We start from the raw sequence: 20,346 nt of genomic DNA, 5'->3' as shown, positions 1-20,346 counted from the left end.
TCAATCGATTTCCTGCAGACGCTGCCAGTGCTCTGCGGTAAAGGCCCTCTGCTTGCCGGAAACCAGCACCGCCACCCGGTCCAGCCAGACTTCCACGGGCAGTCGCGGGGCGTAGGTCGCGGCTGCGATGGCCAGCAGGCCGAGCGCCAGCAGGAAAGCCGGAACGCGCCGCTGGGCGAAGCCTTCGAGGCGCCGCAGGAAAAGGCAGGCGCCGACCGTGCCGAGCAGGCAGCCGGCGATGGCTTCGGACAGCGGGTGCGTGGCGGCGGCGATTTGAAACAGGCCGTACCACCAGGCCACGGCCAAGGCCGCCAGGGCCGCGGGCCAGCGCCAGCCGGGGCGGATCTGCCTGGCCAGCAGGCTGGCCAGGACGACGAGCATCAGGGTCGCGTTCATCGCCTGGCCGCTGATGACCGTGAGGTCGAGTGAACGTATGCCGAAGCCCCAGCCCTTGAAGGCGAGCTTGCTCACGGCGACGGGCAGGTAGCAAGCGAGCAGGGTGATCAGCCAGGCCCGCACCGCGCCGGGCGATTTTCCTGCCAGCAGCCAGACTGCGATCACGCCGGCCGCAGGCAGCATGATGGACAGGTCGGAGAGGCGCGTCAGCCCGGCAGGCAGCATGCCGATTCCCTGCCTTGCCGGGGCCGGACGGGCCGACAGTCGGTCGGCGCAGGCGCATTCCCCGTTCGTTGATGGCATCTTGGCCTTGTCCGGCGTAGCATGGGGCCTCTTCTTTTTACAAACATAATCTTAGTGCCCGTGAAATACCTTATCCTTGCAGTTCTGGTTTTTTCTGTCGGCTATGTGCATCTCCGTGGTCGGGTCCGTCACAAGCTCACCCGTCAGCTGACCGATCATTCGAGCTTTCTGGCGCCGCTGAACACCCTCCTTTATCTGACCTCCTGCGTGCCCAACAAGCCCTATCTGTCTCCAGACGATTTCCCCGAGATGAAGCCCCTCCAGGACAACTGGGAGGCGATCCGCGCCGAGGCGCAGGAACTGTTCCGGGCTGGGGAGATCAAGCGCTCCGACGCCTACAACGACGCCGGCTTCAACTCCTTCTTCAAGAGCGGCTGGAAGCGCTTCTATCTGAAGTGGTACGGCGACAGCCATCCCTCGGCAAGCAAGCTGTGTCCGAAGACCACCGCGCTCTTGCAGGAGATCGGCTCGGTCAAGGCGGCGATGTTCGCCGTGCTGCCGCCAGGCTCGCGGCTGGTGCGCCACCGTGATCCCTATGCCGGTTCACTGCGCTATCATCTGGGCCTGTCCACTCCCAACGATCCGGGTTGCTTCATCAGCGTCGATGGCGAGCCCTGCGCCTGGAAGGACGGCGAGGCGGTGGTGTTCGACGAGACCTACATCCATCATGCCGAGAACACCACCGACAAGGATCGCCTGATCCTCTTCTGCGACATGGAGCGTCCGTTGAAGTATGGCTGGGCGACCGCCCTCAACCGCTGGTTCAGCCGCACCGTCATGGCCGCCGCCAGTTCGCCCAACGACGCCGGCGACAAGACCGGCGGGGTAAACCGGGCCTTCAAGTACCTGTACTGGCTGCGCCTGCAGGGCAAGGCGCTGAAGAAGCGCAGCCGCAGCCTCTACTACACGCTGAAGTGGGGCACGCTCGGCAGCCTGTTCGGGATGTTCCTGCTGAGCTGAGATCTCCTGAAGCGCACGAAACCGGGCCACCTTGCGTGGCCCGGTTGCGTTTCGGGGTATCGGTGCAAGGGGAGATGATGGGCTCTAGGCCGGGCCAGTCAGTTGATACGCATCGATCGTCTCCAGCAGCACTTCCCGCAGGGCCTGCGCCGCGGTCGACAGCTCATGGTCGGCCTGGGTCAGCAGGCCGATCCGCCGTTCGATGACCGGCTCGTGCAGGGCCACGCAGCATGCGCCCAGCTCCTGCATCTGCCGGATGCACAACGAAGGCACGGCGCTTACGCCCAAGCCGCTGGCGACCATGCGCCCCACCGTGGCCAGCTGATGGCTTTCGAACGCGACCGGCAGTTTTTCCCCGTGTGCCGCCAGGTGCTGTTCCAGCAGCAGGCGCACGGCGGAAGGGCGTTGCAGGGTGATGAAGTCCTCCTGCAGCAACTCGGCCCAGCTCAGCCGCTCCTGCCGGGCCAATTTCGAGTCGGGCGGCAGTACGGCGACGAAGCGGTCCGTGTACAGCGGGTCGAACGCCAGGCTGTCGGAGGCGTCCGGCTCGAAGCCGATGCCCAGCTCGACCCGGCGGTTGCGGACCATTTCGATCACGTGCTCGTTGATGACGTCGTGCACCGCGACATTCACCTGCGGGTAACGGCTGCGGAAGACCTTCAGGGCCGCTGGCAGCAAGTTGCCGGCGAAGGATGGCATGGCGGCCACGAACACCTTGCCCAGTTGCAGAGTGAAGCGCTGGCGGAGCAATTCCTCGGCGTTGTCCCAGTCCGCCAGCAGCTGCCGGGCGAGCGGCAGCAGGCTTTCTCCCTCCGGCGTCAGGGAAACGCTACGGGTGGTGCGGCTGAGCAGGCGACCGCCCAGGGATTCTTCCAGCCCCTTGATCGTCAGGCTCAGCGCGGGCTGGGAAAGGTGCAGGCGCTCGCCGGCCTGGGCGAAGCTCAGGGTTTGCGCCACGGCTAGGAAGGCGCGCAGCTGTTTGAGGGTCATTCATTTAAATTCCAAATTAATACATTGTTAAAACAAATTTAACAAATAAGTCATGGCGAATGACACTGGCCTTCGATTTGAAATCGCTCTCCGGCAGCAGCGCTGCGGGGGCATGACAACAATAAGAGGCAGAACAGCATGGCTGGACTCGACAAGCGCGTGAACACCTACGAAGAAGCCCTGGCCGGGCTCACCGACGGCATGACCATCCTGGCCGGCGGCTTCGGCCTGTGCGGCATCCCGGAAAACCTGATCGCCGAGATCCGCCGCCGGCAGGTCAAGGGGCTGACCGTGGTCTCGAACAACTGCGGCATCGACGGTTTCGGCCTGGGCGTGCTGCTGGAAGACCGGCAGATCCGCAAGATGATCGCCTCCTATGTGGGCGAGAACGCCTTGTTCGAGCGCCAGTTGCTCAATGGCGAACTGGAGGTCGAACTGACTCCGCAAGGCACCCTGGCCGAGAAGCTGCGTGCCGGCGGAGCGGGCATTCCCGCCTTCTATACCGCGACCGGCTACGGCACGCCGGTCGCGGAAGGCAAGGAAGTGCGCGAGTTCCGCGGCAAGCACTACATCCTCGAAGAGGCGATCACCGGCGACTTCGCCATCGTCAAGGGCTGGAAGGCCGACCATTTCGGCAACGTCGTCTACCGCCACACCGCGCAGAACTTCAACCCAGTCGTCGCCGCCGCCGGCAAGATCACCGTGGTCGAGGTGGAGGAAATCGTCGCGCCGGGCGAACTGGAGCCCAGCCAGATCCACACGCCCGGCATCTACGTGGACCGCATTATCCTCGGGCACTTCGAGAAGCGCATCGAAAAGCGCACCGTCCGCGCCTGATTCTTGATCGCCTTGCCCATCAGACAGAACAAGAGAGGCTTCGCAATGGCACTTTCCCGCGAACAGATGGCTCAGCGCGTGGCGCGCGAGTTGAAAGACGGCTACTACGTCAACCTGGGGATCGGCATTCCCACCCTGGTGGCCAACTATGTCCCCGAGGGCATAGACGTGATGCTGCAGTCGGAAAACGGACTGCTCGGCATGGGCGCCTTCCCCAGCGAAGCGGAAGTGGACGCCGACATGATCAATGCCGGCAAGCAGACCGTGACGGCCCGGCTCGGCGCCTCGATTTTCTCCTCGGCCGAATCCTTCGCCATGATCCGTGGCGGCCATGTCGACCTGACAGTGCTCGGCGCCTTCGAGGTAGATGTCGAGGGCAACATCGCGTCCTGGATGATTCCGGGCAAGCTGGTCAAGGGCATGGGCGGCGCGATGGACCTGGTCGCCGGCGCCGAGAACATCATCGTCACCATGACCCATGCCTCCAAGGATGGCGAGTCCAAGCTGCTGGCGCGCTGCTCGCTGCCGCTGACCGGCGCCGGCTGCATCCGCAGGGTGCTCACCGACCTGGCCTACCTGGAGATCGAGAACGGCGCCTTCGTGCTCAAGGAGCGCGCGCCGGGCGTGAGCGTCGAGGAAATCGTCGCCAAGACCGCCGGCAAGCTGGTGGTGCCCGAGCATGTGCCGGAAATGACTTTCTATTAATCCGGCCCAAGAATAATTTTCTGTAGAGATCAGCCTTTAGCGGTCTCTAAGGCCCTTTCTGGAATCTATTTAAGGGCCTTTTTAATAATGTCCGCTGTACTCGCGTCTCGGCTCCCGGGCAGGGAGCGGGACTTGGTTATCCCGATCTGGAGATCGTCATGCAAGAACAACAAGAAGTCGTCATCGTTGCCGCCACGCGTACTGCCATCGGCAGCTTCCAGGGCAGCCTGGCTCAGGTCCCGGCGGTCGAGCTGGGCGCCGTCGTCGTCCGCGCGCTGCTCGAGCGCAGCGGACTCGCGCCGGCCGAGGTGGATGAAGTCATCCTGGGCCAGGTCCTGACTGCTGGGGCGGGACAGAACACGGCCCGGCAGACCGCGCTGAAGGCGGGACTGCCGGAGAGCGTGCCGGCCATGACCATCAACAAGGTTTGTGGCTCAGGGCTCAAGGCCCTGCACCTGGCGACCCAGGCGATCCGCTGCGGCGATGCCGAGGTGGTCGTCGCCGGCGGGCAGGAGAACATGAGCCTGGCGCCCTATGTCATGCCGGGTGCGCGCACCGGGCTGCGCCTGGGGCATGCCAGTCTGGTCGACACCATGATCAGCGACGGCCTGTGGGATGCCTTCAACGACTACCACATGGGCATCACCGCGGAAAACCTGGCGGACAAATACGGCCTCGCCCGCGAGGCGCAGGATGCCTTCGCTGCCGCCTCGCAGCAGAAAGCCGTGGCCGCCATCGAGGCCGGACGCTTCCAGGACGAGATCACCCCCGTGACGATTCCGCAGCGCAAGGGCGATCCGCTTAGCTTCGATACCGACGAGCAGCCGCGGGCTAGCACCACTGCCGAGTCCCTGGCCAGGCTGAAGTCGGCCTTCCGCAAGGACGGCAGCATCACCGCCGGCAACGCCTCGACCCTCAACGACGGGGCCGCCGCCGTGCTGCTGATGAGCGCCGCCAAGGCGCGCGCCCTGGGGATGCCGGTGCTGGCGCGGATCAAGGCCTATGCCAGTGCCGGCGTCGACCCGGCAATCATGGGCATCGGCCCGGTATCGGCCACCCGCCGCTGTCTGGAAAAGGCCGGCTGGACGCTCGAGCAGCTCGACCTGATCGAAGCCAACGAGGCGTTCGCCGCCCAGGCGCTGGCGGTGGGCAAGGAACTGGGCTGGAATCCCGACATCGTCAACGTGAACGGCGGCGCCATCGCTCTGGGCCATCCCATCGGTGCTTCGGGATGTCGCGTGTTGGTCACGCTGCTGCACGAAATGATCCGGCGCGGGTCGCGCAAGGGACTGGCCACCCTGTGCATCGGCGGTGGGCAGGGCGTAGCCCTGGCGATCGAGCGCGACTGACGTCCTGCTGCGCGACCCATCGTCGGAGCGACTCGCCGACGTTCCGGCCGTGGAGGGGTATCCTGACGGAGCTGGCCGACGCCGGACGCTTCGACCGCGAACAGGCGGGCGCGGCCCTGGCACGGCTATCCACCACCGCGCGGCTCGAGGACGTGGCCGGCACGCGGCTGCTCATCGAGGCGACTCCCGAGCGGCTGCTGATCGCTCATTTCTGGAGCCCGCCGCACCTGATTCCGCTGGTGGAAATCGTTCCGGGCAGCGTTACCCGGGCCGAGCACCTCCAGCGTGTCCGGGCGCTACTGGCGGGGATGGAGCTGGAGGCCGTGCTGCTTGGACAAGGCCATCCCCGGGTTCGTCAGCAATCGCCTGCAGTTCGCCGTTCTCCGCGAGGCGCTGCATATCGTGCAGAGCGGTGCTGCCAGCGCGGAGACCGTCGATCGCGTGATGCATGCCTCGCTCGGCCGTCGCTACGCCATGGTCGGTCCGCTGGAGGCGGCCGACATGGGAGGCCTGGATACCTTCCTGGATATCTCCCGCCACCTCATGCCGACCCTGGCCAAGGACGAAACCGTGCTGGCCCTGCTCGAAGAGACGGTCGGCCAGGGCCGGACCGGCCTGCGCGGCTGAGAAGGTTTCTATCGCTGGGACGATGCCCGCCGCGAGCGGGTATTCCAGCGGCGCGCCCATCAGCTGCGCGATGCCCTGAAGCCCTGAGTCCGTACGCGGGGGGACAACCGGGCTACCTTGCGTGGCCCGGTTGCGTTTGGGGGGGTCAGGGGGCACTGGTGGAGGCCGTCGTCGCTGCCGCGCCCTCGACGCTGCTGCGCTCCCAGCCGCCGCCGAGCGCCTTGTACAGGCCGACTTCGCTGTTCAGCTGCAGCAGGCGGTCGTTGAGCAGCTGCTGCTGGGCGGCGAAGAGTTCGCGCTGGGCGTCGAGCACCGACAGGTAGTTGTCGACGCCCTCGTCGTAGCGCTGGCGGGCCAGCTCGTAGTAGGCCTGGTTGTTGTCGACCAGGTCGCCCTGGGCCTTGAGCTGATCGTCGTAGGTGCCGCGCGCGGCCAGGCCGTCGGCGACCTCGCGGAATGCAGTCTGGATGCTGTACTCGTAGGCGGCGACGTTGATTTCCTTCTGCAGCTTGGTGTACTCAAGGTTCCCCTTGAGCCGCCCGAAGGTGAAGATCGGAATGTTGATCGTCGGCACAGCGTTCCAGGTGCCGGAGCCGGCATCGAACAGGCCGTCCAGATCGCGGCTGGCGGTACCTGCGCGGGCGGTCAGGCTAATGTTCGGGAAGAACGCCGCGCGCGCCGCGCCGATGCTGGCGTTGGCGGCCAGCAGGCGGTGCTCGGCGGCGCGGATGTCCGGCCGGCGCAGCAGCAGGTCGGAGGGCAGCCCGGGAGGGAAGCCGGCGAGCATGGCGTCGTTGATGTCGAGGTCCGCCGGCAGGTCGGTCGGGAAGGGACCGCCAATCAGCAGCCGCAGGGCGTTGACGTCCTCGGCGATCTGCCGGGTGTAGAGCGCCTTCTGCGCGCGGGCCTGGTCGACCAGGGTCTTCGCCTGGCGCACGTCGAGCTGCGAGGCGACGCCCACTTCCTCGCTGGCCTCGATCAGTTCCAGGCTCTCCTCGTAGCTGGCCAGGGTCGACTCGGTCAGCTTGAGCTGGGCCTGGTCGGTGCGCCAGGCGAAGTAGGCGGTGGCCACGTCGCCGACCAGAGCGATGTGCACGTTGCGCCAGTCCTCCTCGGTGGCTAGGTAGTCCTCCTGGGCCTGGCGGGTGAGGCTGCGGATGCGCCCGAACAGGTCCATCTCCCAGGCGCTGGTGCCAAGCGTCACGGAGTGGTGGGTCTGGATGAAGGCCTCGGGCTTGGGGGCCGTGCTCGCTTGACCGCCCTCGCTGCTGCCGCCGCTGGCCCCGCCGCCGCCGCCGCTGCCGTAGTCGGCGGGCCAGCGTTGACGGCTCTGGGTGCCTTCCACGTCGATCTGTGGGAATAGCTCGGAGCGCTGCACGCGGTACAGCGCCCGGTAGGCTTCCACGTTGAGCACCGCCTGGCGCAGGTTGCGGTTGTTGTCCACGGCCAGCTCGACCATCCGCCGGAGCGCCGGGTCGCGGAAGAACTCCTCCCAGCCGAAGTCCGCGGCCGGCCTGGTGGCCGGCTGCTCCGGCGCATAGGCGGCGTCCTGCGGCCAGGCGGTGTCGACCGGCGCTTCCGGGCGCAGGTAGTCGGGAATCATTGTGCAGCCCGGCAGCGCCAGGGCGCAGGCCACCGCCAGGGTCAGGTATTTGAGCTTCATGCAGTCACTCCTTCGGTTTCGGCCGTCCTTTCTTTTCTTTCAAACACCCTGACCACCATGACGTAGAACAGCGGCACGAAGAATATGGCCAGGAAGGTCGCCGCCAGGGTCCCGCCGAGCACGCCGGTGCCGATCGAGTGCTGGCTGCCGCTGCCGGGCCCGGTGGCGACGGCCAGCGGCAGCACGCCGAGGGCGAAGGCGATCGAGGTCATGATGATCGGTCGCAGACGCAGGCGCGCGGCCTCGCTGGCGGCCTGCAGCAGGGTACGGCCCTGGTGTTCGTGGAGGTCCTTGGCGAACTCGACGATGAGGATCGCGTTCTTCGCCGCGAGACCCATGGTGGTGAGCATGCCGACCTGGAAGAACACATCGTTGGACAGCCCGCGCAGGAGCGTGGCGGCCACCGCGCCGAGCACCCCGAGCGGCACCACCAGCATCACCGAGAAGGGCACCGACCAGCTTTCGTACAGCGCCGCCAGGCAGAGGAACACGATCAGCAGCGACAACGCATAGAGCGCCGGCGCCTGCGAGCCGGCGGCGCGCTCCTCGTAGGATAGCCCGGTGTAGGCGATGCCGATGCCTGGGGGCAACTGGGTGGCGAGACGGGATACCGCCGCCATGGCGTCGCCGGTGCTGTAGCCGGCGGCCGGCTGGCCGAGGATCTCCACCGAGGAAATGCCGTTGTAGCGCTCCAGCTTGGGCGAGCCGTAGATCCACTGGCCGCTGGCGAAGGCGGAGAAGGGCACCATCTCGCCCTGGGTGTTGCGCACGTACCACTTGTCGAAGTCTTCCGGGGCCAGGCGCGCGTCCTGCTTGCCCTGCACATAGACCCGCTTCACCCGGCCGCGGTCGATGAAGTCGTTGACGTAGGCCGAGCCCCAGGCCACCGACATGGTGCGGTTGATCTCCTCGATGGATACCTGCAGTGCGCGGGCCTTCTCGTCGTCGATGATCACCTGGTACTGCGCCTCGTCGTCCTTGCCGTTCGGGCGCACCATGGTCAGCACCGACTCCTGCGCGGCCAGCCCGAGGAACTGGTTGCGCGCCGCCATCAGCGCCTCGTGGCCGAGGCCGGCGTAATCCTGCAGGAAGATGTCGAAGCCGGTGGCGTTACCCATCTCGCGTACCGCCGGCGGCACCACCGGAATCACCATGGCGTCCTTGATCTGCGCGAAGCGTGCGGCCGCCCGCTTGGCCAGGTCGAAGACGTCCTGGCCGGGGCGCTCGCTGAAGGGCTTCAGGCTGACGAACAGCAGGCCCGAGCTCTGGCCGCGGCCGGCGAAGTTGAAGCCGTTGACGGTGAACGCCGAGGCCACGGTCGCGCTTTCCTCGTTGAGCAGGTAGTCGCGCGCTTCGGCCAGCACCGCCTCGGTACGTTCGGCGCTGGAGTTCGGCGGCAGCTGCACCTGGACGAAGAGCACCCCCTGGTCCTCGTTGGGCAGGAAGGAGCCGGGCAGCCGCTCGAACAGGAAGGCGACGCCGCCGATCAGCAGCAGGTAGATCAGCATGAAGCGCCAGCGCCGCTGGATGATGCCGCCCACGCCGCGCTGGTAGCCGTCGGCACCGCGCTCGAAGGTGCGGTTGAACCAGCCGAAGAAGCCGCGCTTCTCGTGATGCGCGCCCTTGGCCACCGGCTTGAGCAGGGTGGCGCACAGTGCCGGGGTGAAGACCAGAGCGATCAGTACCGAGAAGGACATCGCCGAGATGATGGTTATGGCGAACTGCCGGTAGATGACCCCGGCGGAGCCGCCGAAGAAGGCCATCGGCAGGAACACCGCGGAGATCACCAGGCCGATGCCGACCAGCGCGCCGGAGATCTGTCCCATCGACTTGCGCGTCGCCTCCCGCGGCGACAGGCCTTCCTCGACCATGATCCGCTCGACGTTCTCCACCACCACGATGGCGTCGTCGACCAGCAGGCCGATGGCCAGCACCATGGCGAACATGGTCATGACGTTGATGGTGAAGCCGCAGGCGAACAGTACGCCGAAGGTGGCCAGGAGCACCACCGGCACCGCCAGGGTGGGGATCAGGGTGGCGCGGAAGTTCTGCAGGAACAGGTACATCACCAGGAAGACCAGCACGATGGCCTCGAACAGGGTGTGCACCACCGCCTCGATGGAGGCGGAAACCATCGGCGCGGTCTCGTAGGGGTAGACCACCTCGACGCCTTCCGGCAGGTAGGGCTTGAGGCGCTCCACCGTCTCGCGCACCGCCTCCACGCTATCCAGCAGATTGGCCCCGGGGGCCAGGCGCAGGGCCATGCCGGCCGCCGGCATGCCGTTGTACTTGGCGGCGATGGAGAAGTTCTCGCTGCCCAGGCCGACCTCGGCGACGTGCTTGAGACGGATCTGCGAGCCGTCCCGGTTGACCTTGAGCAGGATATCCTGGAACTCGTCGGCCGTGCGCAGGCGCGTCTTGCCGATCACCGTGGCGTTCAACTGCACGCCCCTGCTCGCCGGCAGGCCGCCGAGCTGGCCGGAAGAGACCTGCACGTTCTGCGCGCTGATCGCGTCGACCACGTCCTGCGGAGTGAGCTGGTAGCTGTTGAGCTTCTCCGGGTCGAGCCAGATGCGCATCGCATACTGCGAGCCGAACACCTGGAAGTCGCCGACCCCCTTGGTCCGCGAAATCGGGTCCTGGAGGTTGGAGATGATGTAGTTGCCCATGTCGAAGTTGGACATGCGCCCGTCGGTGGACACCAGGCCGAGGATCAGCATGAAGTTGACCTGGTATTTCACCACCCGGATGCCCTGGCGCTGCACTTCCTCGGGCAGCATTGGCGTGGCCAGCTGCAGCTTGTTCTGCACCTGGACCTGGGCGATATCGGGGTTAGTGCCCTGCTCGAAGGTCACGGTGATCTGCAGGCTGCCGTCGGCATTGCTGACCGAGGAAATGTAGCGCAGCCCGTCGAGCCCGTTGAGCTGCTGCTCGATCACCTGCACCACGGTGTCCTGCACCGTCTGCGCCGAGGCACCGGGATAGGTGACGCTGATCTGGATCGCCGGCGGGGCGATGTTGGGGTATTGGGTGACGGGCAGCTTGAGGATGGCCAGGGCGCCGCCAAGCATGAGCACCAGGGCGATCACCCAGGCGAAGATCGGCCGGTCGATGAAAAAACGTGACATGGCTCAGCGCCCTCCTCGGCTGGTGCCAGGGGCGAAGTCGGCGACCAGGTTGATGTTACCGGCCTCGACCGGCTTGATCGTGACGCCGCCACGTATCCGCTGAGTGCCTTCGACGACCACCCGCTCGCCGTTGGCCAGGCCCTTGCCGATCAGCCAGGCATTGCCCACGGTGCGCAGGGTTTCCAGTTCGCGCAGCTCGACGCTGTTATCCGGCTTGACCACCCAGGTGGTGGCGACGCCGCGGGCGTCGCGGATCACCGCCTGCTGCGGAACCAGGATGGCGTCCTGCTGCACGCCCTCCTTGAGCTGGGCGTGGACGAACATGCCCGGCAGCAGCTTGCGCTCGGGGTTGGGGAAGACCGCGCGCAGGGTCACCGAGCCGGTGCCCTGGTCGACGGTGACCTCGGAGAACTTCAGGGTGCCGGTCATCGGATAGACGCTGCCGTCTTCCAGGGTCAGGCTGACTTCGGCCTGGTCCTTGCCGCTGCTCTGCAGACGGCCGGATTCCAGCGCACGCTGCAGTTCGAGGAGGCGGATGATCGGCTGGGTGACGTCGACGTAGATCGGATCGAGCTGGTGCATCGTGGCCAGCGCCTGGGTCTGGCCGGTGGTGACCAGCGCGCCCTCGGTGATGGTGGAGCGGCCGATGCGCCCGCTGATCGGCGCCAGCACCTTGGTGTACTGCACGTCGATGCGCCGGACCCGCACTTCGGCCTGAGCCTGCTTCCAGGCGGCGATGGCGTCGTCGTACTGCTGGCGGCTGACCGCGCTGGTCCTCAGCAGCCGTTCGTAGCGCTTGGCCAGGTTTTCGGCGGTGCTCAGATTGGCCTCGCTGCGGGCCAGCTCCGCCTCGTAGGTGCGCGGGTCGATCTGGTAGAGCGGCTGCCCCTTCTTCACCTCGCTGCCCTCGGTGAACAGGCGCTCCAGGAGGATGCCGCCGACCTGCGGGCGCACTTCGGCGACGCGGAAGGCCGAGGTGCGGCCCGGCAGGTCGGTGGTCAGGGTCAAGGGCTGCGCCTGCACGGTATAGACGCCGACTTCCGCGGGCGGCGGCGCAGGGGCGGCCGCCTGCTCGGCCTCCCTGCATGCCGCCAGCAGCAGGATTGCGACCAGCGGCAGGCCGTGGATGAAGGGGAACGGAGCTCTGCGTTTCACGGGGCGGGTCTCCTGAAGAAAGAGAAAGAAGCCGAGGTGAGTGTATCGTATAGTGGTTCAGTGTACCATTACGTGGTTTACACTGAGCAATGCCGGATTTGTAAAAGACCATACAGAGAGAAAGAAACCGGCGAATCCCGGAAATGAGAGTGGCATGGGCGGTCCATCTGACCGCTCCTGCCGGAGTAAGGCGGCTGCAAGGCCCGCGATGATGATTGTGACGAGTAACCAGCGATGACCAGACAAGCGCCGGAAACCGGTGATGACAGCAAGCAGTGCGGCATCCAGGTAATTGCCCGTGCCGCGGCGATCATGCGTACCCTGAGCGAGCATCCCCAGGGACTCAGCCTGGCGGCCATCGCCCAGGCGGTGAAGCTGCCGCGCTCCACCGTGCAGCGCATCGTCTGCGCGCTGGAGACCGAGTACCTGGTCGAGGCCCTCGGCCCCAGCGGTGGCTTCCGCCTGGGCGCGGCAGTGGGCCAACTGGTCTACCAGACCCAGGCCGACATCATCTCCCTGGTGCGGCCCTATCTGGAGTGCCTGTCGAACCGGATGCAGGAGTCGGTGGCCCTGTCCAAGCCGGCGGGCGACAAGATCCACGTGATCGACCGGATCGTCGCCGAGCGCGAGCTGCGCGTGGTCTTTCCCATCGGCGTCTTCCCCCCCATGCATTCGACCTCGGCCGGCAAGGTGCTGCTGGCCGGCCTCGGCGACGACGAGGTGCGCGCGCTGCTGCCCGATCCGCTGCCGCAGATGACCCCCCACACCCGCGATCTGCCGGCCCTGCTGGCCGAGCTGGCGGAGATTCGCAAGACCGGTTTCACCTTCGACCACGAGGAGTGCAGCGAGGGCATCAGCGGCGGCTCGGTGGCCCTGGACACCTACCTGGGGCGCTACGCCATCTCCGTGGTGCTGCCCTCCGCACGCGCTGCGCGGCGCATCGAGGCCATCCGCGAGGCGCTGATGGCCTGCAAGCGCGACATCGAGCGGGCGATCGGCAGTGCCATCTGCCGGCGCTGAGCGGCGGGAGCCCCCGGTCGCCGAGAGGGCGGCCGAGTGCATTCATTGGCTCGAGGATGTCCAGAAGAACTGGCGATCTGCACGGATTAGGGCGTCACGCCCAGGCGGTCGCCCGTGAGTGAGCAACGACAACCTGTGCTCGGAAGGTGCTGGCTCGCCGGCATTCATGGTCATATTGGACTGAGAGGTTGTGAAAAAATCTCACAGTTCCGTGAGAGCCTCTCCAATCCCCTTCAAAAAGGCGTGCCATGTGAAAAGCGGGAGAGTTCATGAGCCAAATGGTCTTACTTTTCACGTAGCGCAACGTTTTAGCGGCTGTTTTGAAGGGGAGCGCAGCAGCCGCTTGAATTTTTCACAACCTCTGAGAGATTGTGAAATTTTCGATAATTTCATGAGCAGAGGGAGGCCGTTTCGCCATTGCGTGCATCATTATTCGGGCGCCGGGCAAGCCACAGTGTTCGATTGCCCCGATTATCAGCCACTCATCGAGTCCGCCATGACGGCATGACTCAAGCCAACGAGCCTCCGGGATTCCCGGGGCGGTTCATGTCGCGCCTGCCCTGGTAATACTGCACGGCGCACCATGGTGCACGGTGTAAAGCCGTTGGCACTGGAATCTCTGTTGCCGGCGGCTCACTCCAGCTTAACCTCCAGGCGATAGCGCCGAGCTTCTTCCGCCAGCCAGTCATGGAAGGCACGTAGCGCCGCCGACTCAACTTTGCGCTCGGGGATGATCAGATAATAGGCCTTGTCGTTCAGATAGGTGTGCTGCATCGGCACGATCAGGCGTCCCTCGTCCAACTCGCGCTGGATCAACATGGACGGGATCAACGCTACGCCCATGCCATGCATGGCGGCCTGGGCCAGCATGGAGAACAGCTCGTAGCGCGGCCCACGCATGTCGCCCTCGACCTGCAGGCCGAGTGAGCCGAACCACTGGCGCCAGGCGTAGGGGCGGGTGCTCTGCTGTAGCAGCGGCAGGGTGATGATCTGCCGTGCGTCGAGTTGGCGCAGCGGTGCGATCAACGCCGGGCTGCACACCGGCACCGGATTCTCGCGCATCAGGAAATAGGACTCAGTCCCTGGCCAGCCGGCATCTCCGTAGTGCAGCGCGATGTCGAAATCGGTGTCGGCGAACAGGAATGGACGGGTGCGCGTGGTTAGATTCACCGTAACTTCCGGGTGCAGACGCTGGAAGTCCTTCAGTCGCGGCAGCAACCACTGGGTAGCGAAGGTCGGCACCACCGCCAGTTCGATACTGGTGCTGCCCTGCTGCCCCATGACCGCTAGTGTCTCACGCTCCACTGCATCCAACTGGGCGGCAATGCGCCGGCTGTAGGACAGTCCGTCCTCGGTCAGCCTGACTCCGCGGCGGGTGCGGCGGAATAGTTCGATGCCCAGAAAGGCCTCGAGGCTGGCGATCTGCCGACATATTGCACTCTGAGTCAGCACCAACTCCTCAGCGGCCTTGGTGAAGCTCTGGTGGCGCGCCGCCGCTTCGAAGGCGACCAGCGCGGCGGTGCTGGGAATCTTGCGACGCATGTGCAACATCCTCACTGATTGATAGAAACCATCTCGGAGTGATGAATCAGCACAATAACGTGCGAAATGGTCGTTTGCTACCAAACTTGCCGATAACTACGATCAACCCCAGTTCAAGCCTTCGCCAACAACAACATTTCGAGGTGGTATCCATGGCTGGCAAAGTCAGTTTTCAATGGGAAGACCCACTGCTGCTCGACCAGCAGCTGACCGATGAAGAGCGTATGGTGCAGGCCAGCGCGCAGAAGTTCTCCGCCGACCAGTTGGCGCCGCGGGTGCTGGAAGCCTTCCGCCATGAGCACACCGACCCGGCGATTTTCCGCGAGATGGGCGAAACCGGCCTGCTCGGCGCGACCATTCCCGCCGAATACGGCGGTAGCGGCCTCAACTATGTGTGCTACGGCCTGATTGCCCGCGAGGTCGAGCGCATCGACTCCGGTTACCGCTCGATGTTGAGCGTGCAGTCGTCGCTGGTGATGGTGCCGATCAACGAATTCGGCAATGAAGTCACCAAGCAGAAATACCTGCCAAAGCTGGCCAGCGGTGAGTTGATCGGCTGCTTCGGCCTGACCGAGCCGAACCACGGCTCCGACCCGGGCTCGATGATCACCCGGGCGAAGAAGGTCGAGGGCGGTTATCGCCTGACCGGCAGTAAGATGTGGATCACCAACTCGCCCATCGCCGATGTGTTCGTGGTCTGGGCTAAGGACGACGCCGGCGATATCCGCGGCTTTGTGCTGGAGAAGGGCTGGGAAGGCCTGAGCGCCCCGGCGATCCATGGCAAGGTCGGCTTGCGCGCCTCAATCACCGGCGAGATCGTCATGGATAACGTGTTCGTGCCGGAAGAGAACGCCTTCCCTGAAGTAAGAGGTCTCAAGGGACCCTTTACCTGTCTGAACTCGGCCCGCTACGGCATCGCCTGGGGTGCTCTGGGCGCCGCCGAGGCCTGTTGGCACACCGCCCGCCAGTATGTTCTGGATCGCCATCAGTTTGGCCGCCCGCTGGCTGCGAACCAACTGATCCAGAAGAAGCTGGCCGACATGCAGACCGAGATCACCTTGGCCCTGCAGGGCTGCCTGCGTCTGGGGCGGATGAAGGACGAAGGCACCGCGGCGGTGGAAATCACCTCGATCATGAAGCGCAACAGCTGCGGCAAGGCACTGGATATCGCCCGTCTGGCCCGCGACATGCTGGGGGGCAATGGTATTTCCGACGAGTTCAGCGTGGCACGGCATTTGGTCAATCTGGAAGTGGTTAACACCTACGAGGGAACCCATGACATCCATGCACTGATCTTAGGTCGCGCCCAGACCGGGATTCAGTCGTTTTTCTAAATAGCAGCCACAAGCTGCAGTTTGCAGGGCGAAATCTTCTAGGGATTTCGCCCTGCATAGCCGATTCCTCTATGCAATTATGGAGAACCCGTGATGTCTGGAGCTCTATCGCATATCCGCGTGCTTGATCTGTCCCGCGTACTGGCTGGCCCCTGGGCTGGGCAGATTCTCGCTGATCTCGGCGCCGAGGTGCTCAAGGTCGAGCGTCCCGGCACGGGCGACGACACCCGCCACTGGGGCCCGCCGTTTCTACGCGACGTCAATGGCGAGAATACTCCGGAAGCAGCCTACTATCTGTGCGCCAACCGCAACAAGAAGTCGTTGACCGTCGACTTCACCCAGACTGAAGGCCAGCGCATCATTCGCGATCTGGCGGCCCAATCCGACATTCTGCTGGAGAACTTCAAGGTCGGTGGCCTGGCCGCCTACGGCCTGGACTATGCCAGCCTGCGCGAGATCAATCCGCGGCTGATCTACTGCTCAATTACCGGCTTCGGTCAGGATGGTCCCTACGCCCAGCGTCCTGGCTATGACTTCATGATCCAGGGCCTTGGCGGGCTAATGAGCCTGACTGGGCGCAGTGCAGGCGAGGAAGGTGCCGGACCTATCAAAGTCGGTGTGGCCCTGGTCGACATTCTCACTGGCCTGTACGCTGCCACCTCCGTACTCGCTGCGTTGGCCCACCGCGACCAGTCCGGTCTTGGCCAGTATATCGACCTGGCGCTGCTCGACGTACAGGTGGCTTGTCTAGCCAACCAGGCGCAGAACTACCTGACCAGCGGCGTGGCTCCTTGTCGTATTGGCAACGCCCATCCGAACATAGTGCCGTACCAGGACTTTCCCAGTGCCGACGGCAACTTCATCCTCACTGTTGGCAATGACGGCCAGTTCCGCAGATTCTGCGAGGTTGCCGGCCATGCCGAGTGGGCCAGCGACCCGCGATTCGCCACTAATCAGGCGCGTGTCACCCATCGCGACGTTCTGATCCCGCTGATTCGCCAGGCCACGGTATTCAAGACCACTGCCGAGTGGATTGCTGCATTGGAGGTTGCCGGCGTGCCCTGCGGACCGATCAACGACCTGGCCAAGGTATTTGATGATCCCCAGGTTCAGGCCCGCGGCCTCAAATTGGACTTGCCGCATCCGCTGGCCGGCAGCGTAGCGCAAGTAGCCAGCCCGATCCGTCTGTCGGTCACTCCGGTGCAATACCGCAACGCCCCGCCATTGCTGGGAGAGCACACCGAGGCAGTGCTGGCCGAGCGGCTTGGCTTGGGTGCCGCGACTATCGCCGAGTTGCGCGAACGGCGAGTGATTTGATCGACGCTTTCTGCGTCGGAGAGCATTTGGTCAGGTCTAGGTGATCTTGCCCAGCGTCAGTAGACACCCCGTTAAGCGATACACTGCAACGAGGTGAATCATGGCAAAGCAAGCAAGCCGTCTGAAACAGACGACCCGTACCCGCCACTCCCAGGCCTACAAGGACGAAGCACTGGCCCTGGCCGAGCGGATTGGCGTCAACAAGGCCGCCGAACAGCTCGGCCTGCAGCCTTCCCAGCTCTACGGTTGGCGGAGCAAGCAGCAGCAGAACCAGATCAGCAGCGAGCGCGAGCAACGCTGGCCAACGAGAACGCCCGCCTCAAGCGGCTGCTGGCCGAGCAAGCCGAGGAGCTGGTCATCGTAAAAAGGCCGCCGCGTACTTTACCAGGAGCCTCAAGTGAAGTACGTCTTCATGTAGACGCATACCCAACAGTTTCCTCTGAAAGCCATGTGCCGCGTGCTGGGCATGACCCCTAGGGCTTACTATGCCTGGTGCTCGCGCAAGCCTTCGGAACGCCATCGGAGGCAGGCCGAGCTGGATTGGCAGATGGCCAGTACCTATGCCTTACGCAAGGGATGCAACGGAGCGCCACGGCTTTGCCTCGATCTGCGCGACACAGGCTTTACTCTGCAATCGCAAGACGGTCGCCGCCTCGATGCGGCAGCCAGGGGCTGCGAGCCAGAGCGGCGCGGAAGCTCAAGGCTGCCACGAACTCCCGGTACTCGCTGCCGGTGGCGGGCAACCTGCTCCAGCAGAACTTTGCGGCGGCGGCCCCGAACCGGAAATGGGCGGCATCACCTACCTTGTACACGGCAGAAGGTTGGCTGTACTTGGCGGTGATCGTCGACCTGTACTCGCGGAGGGTGATCGGCTGGGCAATGAGCGAGCGCATGACCGCCGATCTGGCCTGCGATGCCCTGTGGAAAGGCGCTTGGTTTGTTCTCACTTGCAAAATTGCACAAATTAATTTTTGCGCATAAAATTAAGCATCATACAAATTTAGGTGAGCACAAGTCGATGCTTAGCACACAAAGCGGTTCCTTGATCGAGGTGGCGCTGCAGCAGATGAAGAAGTCGATTATCTGCTGTGAACTGGCGCCTGGTGAAAAGCTCAAGGTGGCAGAACTCTCTAAGACTTATGGATTGAGTAGTTCACCGATTAGAGAGGCACTCAATCGTCTGGCCCAGGAGGGGATCGTCGAAGCCAGTGACAACAAAGGCTTCCGGGTGGCGAGTTTGTCCGTAGATAATTTTCGTGAGATTACTCGCCTACGCTGCTTGTTGGAAGGCGAAGCACTAGCCGATGCAATCAAGCATGGCGATGATGCGTGGGAGGCCAACGTACTGGGAGCGTTTCATCGCCTGGGGCTGGTCGAGAAGAGGTTGGGTACCGTGTCGGTCGCGCTGAACGATGACTGGACCGAGCGACATAAGGCCTTTCACTTTGCTCTGTTTTCTACCTGCTCTTCTAAACTATTATTAAGTATGATTGATTCGCTTTTTGACCGCGCTGAGCGCTATCGCCGGTTCTCGGCGCTACATCGTTCCGTGAAACGTTATAAAGGCGACGAACATAAGCAGTTGATGGACACGGCCCTGGCTCGGGATTTTGAAAAGGCGACAGTTCTGCTCAATAGGCACATCACCGAAACCTTAGAGCACGTGATAGACGTGATCCTTAAGCAGCATTCCATGCTGCAATAGCCTTGGACCCTGTTCCTTGAGTGGCAAGGTTTTCCGCTCGTTTTCGGGACGTCAACTGCAGTTTTCAGGATCAAACCGCTCACCGGCACCCCGTTAAGTCGATGCCTCTGCTTGGCGCCTGAACTCCCGCGGCTAGAGCCATTTTCACCTGACTGGCTGTTGTGGCCGCAACTGAAGCGGACTGCCAAGCTGAAAAGGAAGTCTGCGTTCGGCAACCGCAGGAGGTGGACTCATGGAATGGCGTCGAGGGCAAGCCTATGGGGAGGACCTGCGTGATCGAGTGCTGACGGCCAACGGCTCGATTTCCAAGGTAGCTGAGCGCTTTGCGGTGAATGAGTCCTACGTGGCTCCGGCACGTGCCCGGCAGCGGCTTGGCCGGGTCAGTGCGGGGGTCAGGCAACCACGTGTCCCCTCGGCTCCTGGGGCTCGAAGGGGCGTTGGCCGAGCGGGTGGCGGCGGCGCCCGGCCAGACCCTGGCGCAGTTGTGCCAGTGGGTCGAGGCCGAGCATGGCGTGCGGGGGAGCCTGAGCACGCAGTGGAAGGCGTTGGCCCGGCTGGGGATTACCTTCAAAGCAGCGAAAACTCGAAGCCATCGGAACACCAGCGGGTGTTGCCCGCCGCCACCGCCACTCGGCCTTCGTGCCGCCGTGCTACGCCCGGCTGCTTGCGTTGCCGCTCAGCAGCAGACCATGGTCACGCATGACCCGGTAGACCCGTTTCGCGTTGGCCACGGGCTGCTCCTGCTCAGTTCACTGTCGGCGCAGGAGTCCCCCATACCTGGCAATAGCCATAGCTGGGCAGCTCGCTGACGATCGCCTGGATCTGGTTGACCAGCACGGCATCGTTGGATGCTCTGCGGCGACGGGGTTTGCGGTCGGCGGATGCCTGCCGAATTCGAGCGGTCGACTGCGAGCGTGCCACACCGAGACTTCACTGACCCGCCTCACTGGTTGGTCAGGCCGGGAGCCGTCACTTAAAGCATCTTCATGAAATACCAGCTCACCGCTGCAGCTGTAGGTCGGGTTAGCCCGCAGAGCGTAACCCGACGCGACGGGCAATGCCGGGCAGGCTGTCGGGTTACGCTGTGCTAACCCGACCTACGGAGCTGCCATCCATGCACTCATCTCCCAGGGGATGGGAGAGGGGGAAATTCGCATATGTCGTTATCCTGATCGCCCCCAAAACGCGAATCTGAATAGGGTGAAACTGCGCTAGGGCCTGTTAACACTAACGTAGGGCCTCAGCGATAAGAGCCACAGTGATGAAGGCGGCGTACATGAGGTCAAGCTTGTCGTAGCGCGTGAACACGCGGCGC

The 20,346-nt window shown here is 64.2% G+C and carries 16 protein-coding genes and 4 pseudogenes; 12 read left to right on the top strand and 8 right to left on the bottom strand.

Translation table 11 applies throughout. From position 1 onward, the window contains the following. On the bottom strand, nt 1-621 hold the full coding sequence (locus ACYVD0_RS22055) for a phosphoesterase (protein ID WP_460428784.1): 621 nt from the start codon (nt 619-621) through the stop codon (nt 1-3). 138 nt (nt 622-759) lie between these two features. Between ACYVD0_RS22055 and lpxO the strand changes: the two genes are divergently transcribed. Further along, nucleotides 760-1,659 (top strand): lipid A hydroxylase LpxO, encoded by a 900-nt coding sequence (lpxO, locus tag ACYVD0_RS22050; protein ID WP_460428783.1) that lies wholly within the window; start codon nt 760-762, stop codon nt 1,657-1,659. Between the two features lie 84 nt (nt 1,660-1,743). Here lpxO and ACYVD0_RS22045 read toward each other — a convergent pair whose 3' ends face one another. After that, nucleotides 1,744-2,649 carry a LysR family transcriptional regulator gene (locus tag ACYVD0_RS22045; RefSeq protein WP_460428782.1) on the bottom strand — a complete coding sequence of 302 codons (906 nt, stop codon included), beginning with the start codon at nt 2,647-2,649 and terminating at the stop codon, nt 1,744-1,746. 138 nt (nt 2,650-2,787) lie between these two features. Between ACYVD0_RS22045 and ACYVD0_RS22040 the strand changes: the two genes are divergently transcribed. The 5 genes and pseudogenes from ACYVD0_RS22040 to ACYVD0_RS22020 all read left to right on the top strand — a co-directional run bounded on the left by ACYVD0_RS22040 (nt 2,788) and on the right by ACYVD0_RS22020 (nt 6,167). Then, a complete protein-coding gene (locus ACYVD0_RS22040) occupies nt 2,788-3,486 on the top strand; it encodes a CoA transferase subunit A (protein WP_460428781.1) in 699 nt (232 codons plus the stop codon). 45 nt (nt 3,487-3,531) lie between these two features. Next, the gene (locus tag ACYVD0_RS22035; protein ID WP_460428780.1) at nt 3,532-4,191 is read left to right on the top strand and encodes a CoA transferase subunit B; all 660 of its coding nucleotides are present in this window, start codon (nt 3,532-3,534) and stop codon (nt 4,189-4,191) included. 158 nt (nt 4,192-4,349) lie between these two features. After that, complete coding sequence (locus ACYVD0_RS22030; protein WP_460428779.1) at nt 4,350-5,540, top strand: acetyl-CoA C-acetyltransferase; 1,191 nt, start codon at nt 4,350-4,352, stop codon at nt 5,538-5,540. Next, a pseudogene (locus ACYVD0_RS22025) lies at nt 5,423-5,812 on the top strand (3-hydroxyacyl-CoA dehydrogenase NAD-binding domain-containing protein); the annotation flags it as partial. The gene ACYVD0_RS22030 and the pseudogene ACYVD0_RS22025, both read left to right, overlap by 118 nt. 58 nt (nt 5,813-5,870) lie before the next feature. Beyond that, nucleotides 5,871-6,167: a 3-hydroxyacyl-CoA dehydrogenase family protein gene (locus ACYVD0_RS22020; protein WP_460428778.1), complete on the top strand. Its 297-nt coding sequence runs from the start codon at nt 5,871-5,873 to the stop codon at nt 6,165-6,167. A gap of 145 nt (nt 6,168-6,312) precedes the next feature. On the opposite strand, the gene ACYVD0_RS22015 is transcribed toward ACYVD0_RS22020, so the two are convergent. From ACYVD0_RS22015 to ACYVD0_RS22005, 3 genes are read right to left on the bottom strand one after another with little or no spacing between them, the layout of a single operon-like run. Beyond that, on the bottom strand, nt 6,313-7,830 hold the full coding sequence (locus tag ACYVD0_RS22015; protein WP_460428777.1) for an outer membrane factor lipoprotein domain-containing protein: 1,518 nt from the start codon (nt 7,828-7,830) through the stop codon (nt 6,313-6,315). Then, complete coding sequence (locus ACYVD0_RS22010) at nt 7,827-10,958, bottom strand: efflux RND transporter permease subunit (RefSeq protein ID WP_460428776.1); 3,132 nt, start codon at nt 10,956-10,958, stop codon at nt 7,827-7,829. The genes ACYVD0_RS22015 and ACYVD0_RS22010 overlap by 4 nt, the downstream gene beginning before the upstream one ends. 3 nt (nt 10,959-10,961) lie before the next feature. Beyond that, the gene (locus tag ACYVD0_RS22005; RefSeq protein ID WP_460428775.1) at nt 10,962-12,113 is read right to left on the bottom strand and encodes an efflux RND transporter periplasmic adaptor subunit; all 1,152 of its coding nucleotides are present in this window, start codon (nt 12,111-12,113) and stop codon (nt 10,962-10,964) included. A 234-nt stretch (nt 12,114-12,347) separates the two neighbouring features. Between ACYVD0_RS22005 and ACYVD0_RS22000 the strand changes: the two genes are divergently transcribed. After that, nucleotides 12,348-13,133: an IclR family transcriptional regulator gene (locus tag ACYVD0_RS22000; RefSeq protein WP_460428774.1), complete on the top strand. Its 786-nt coding sequence runs from the start codon at nt 12,348-12,350 to the stop codon at nt 13,131-13,133. 633 nt (nt 13,134-13,766) lie between these two features. Here the strand turns inward: ACYVD0_RS22000 and gcvA are convergent. Next, nucleotides 13,767-14,675: a transcriptional regulator GcvA gene (gene gcvA / locus ACYVD0_RS21995; RefSeq protein ID WP_460428773.1), complete on the bottom strand. Its 909-nt coding sequence runs from the start codon at nt 14,673-14,675 to the stop codon at nt 13,767-13,769. A gap of 152 nt (nt 14,676-14,827) precedes the next feature. Here gcvA and ACYVD0_RS21990 point away from each other — a divergent pair, with 152 nt between their 5' ends. The 5 genes and pseudogenes from ACYVD0_RS21990 to ACYVD0_RS21970 form a co-directional block, all read left to right on the top strand. Beyond that, nucleotides 14,828-16,009 carry an acyl-CoA dehydrogenase gene (locus ACYVD0_RS21990; RefSeq protein WP_460428772.1) on the top strand — a complete coding sequence of 394 codons (1,182 nt, stop codon included), beginning with the start codon at nt 14,828-14,830 and terminating at the stop codon, nt 16,007-16,009. Between the two features lie 93 nt (nt 16,010-16,102). Then, nucleotides 16,103-17,326 (top strand): CaiB/BaiF CoA transferase family protein, encoded by a 1,224-nt coding sequence (locus tag ACYVD0_RS21985; protein ID WP_460428771.1) that lies wholly within the window; start codon nt 16,103-16,105, stop codon nt 17,324-17,326. A 100-nt stretch (nt 17,327-17,426) separates the two neighbouring features. Then, nucleotides 17,427-18,262: pseudogene (locus tag ACYVD0_RS21980) on the top strand (IS3 family transposase); the annotation flags it as partial. A gap of 1 nt (nt 18,263) precedes the next feature. Further along, the gene (locus tag ACYVD0_RS21975) at nt 18,264-19,031 is read left to right on the top strand and encodes a GntR family transcriptional regulator (protein ID WP_460428770.1); all 768 of its coding nucleotides are present in this window, start codon (nt 18,264-18,266) and stop codon (nt 19,029-19,031) included. Between the two features lie 332 nt (nt 19,032-19,363). Next, nucleotides 19,364-19,567, top strand: a pseudogene (locus ACYVD0_RS21970) (hypothetical protein); the annotation flags it as partial. Between the two features lie 21 nt (nt 19,568-19,588). Here ACYVD0_RS21970 and ACYVD0_RS21965 read toward each other — a convergent pair. Then, nucleotides 19,589-19,765: pseudogene (locus ACYVD0_RS21965) on the bottom strand (IS3 family transposase); the annotation flags it as partial. 10 nt (nt 19,766-19,775) lie between these two features. Continuing rightward, entirely contained in the window at nt 19,776-19,952 is a 177-nt protein-coding gene (locus ACYVD0_RS21960) for a hypothetical protein (RefSeq protein WP_460428914.1), read from the bottom strand. Between the last annotated feature and the right edge of the window lie 394 nt (nt 19,953-20,346).

The organism is Azotobacter armeniacus (assembly GCF_054779355.1).
The sequence above is the reverse complement of the archived record's forward strand: the minus strand, read 5'-3'. Positions and strand labels throughout refer to the sequence as shown.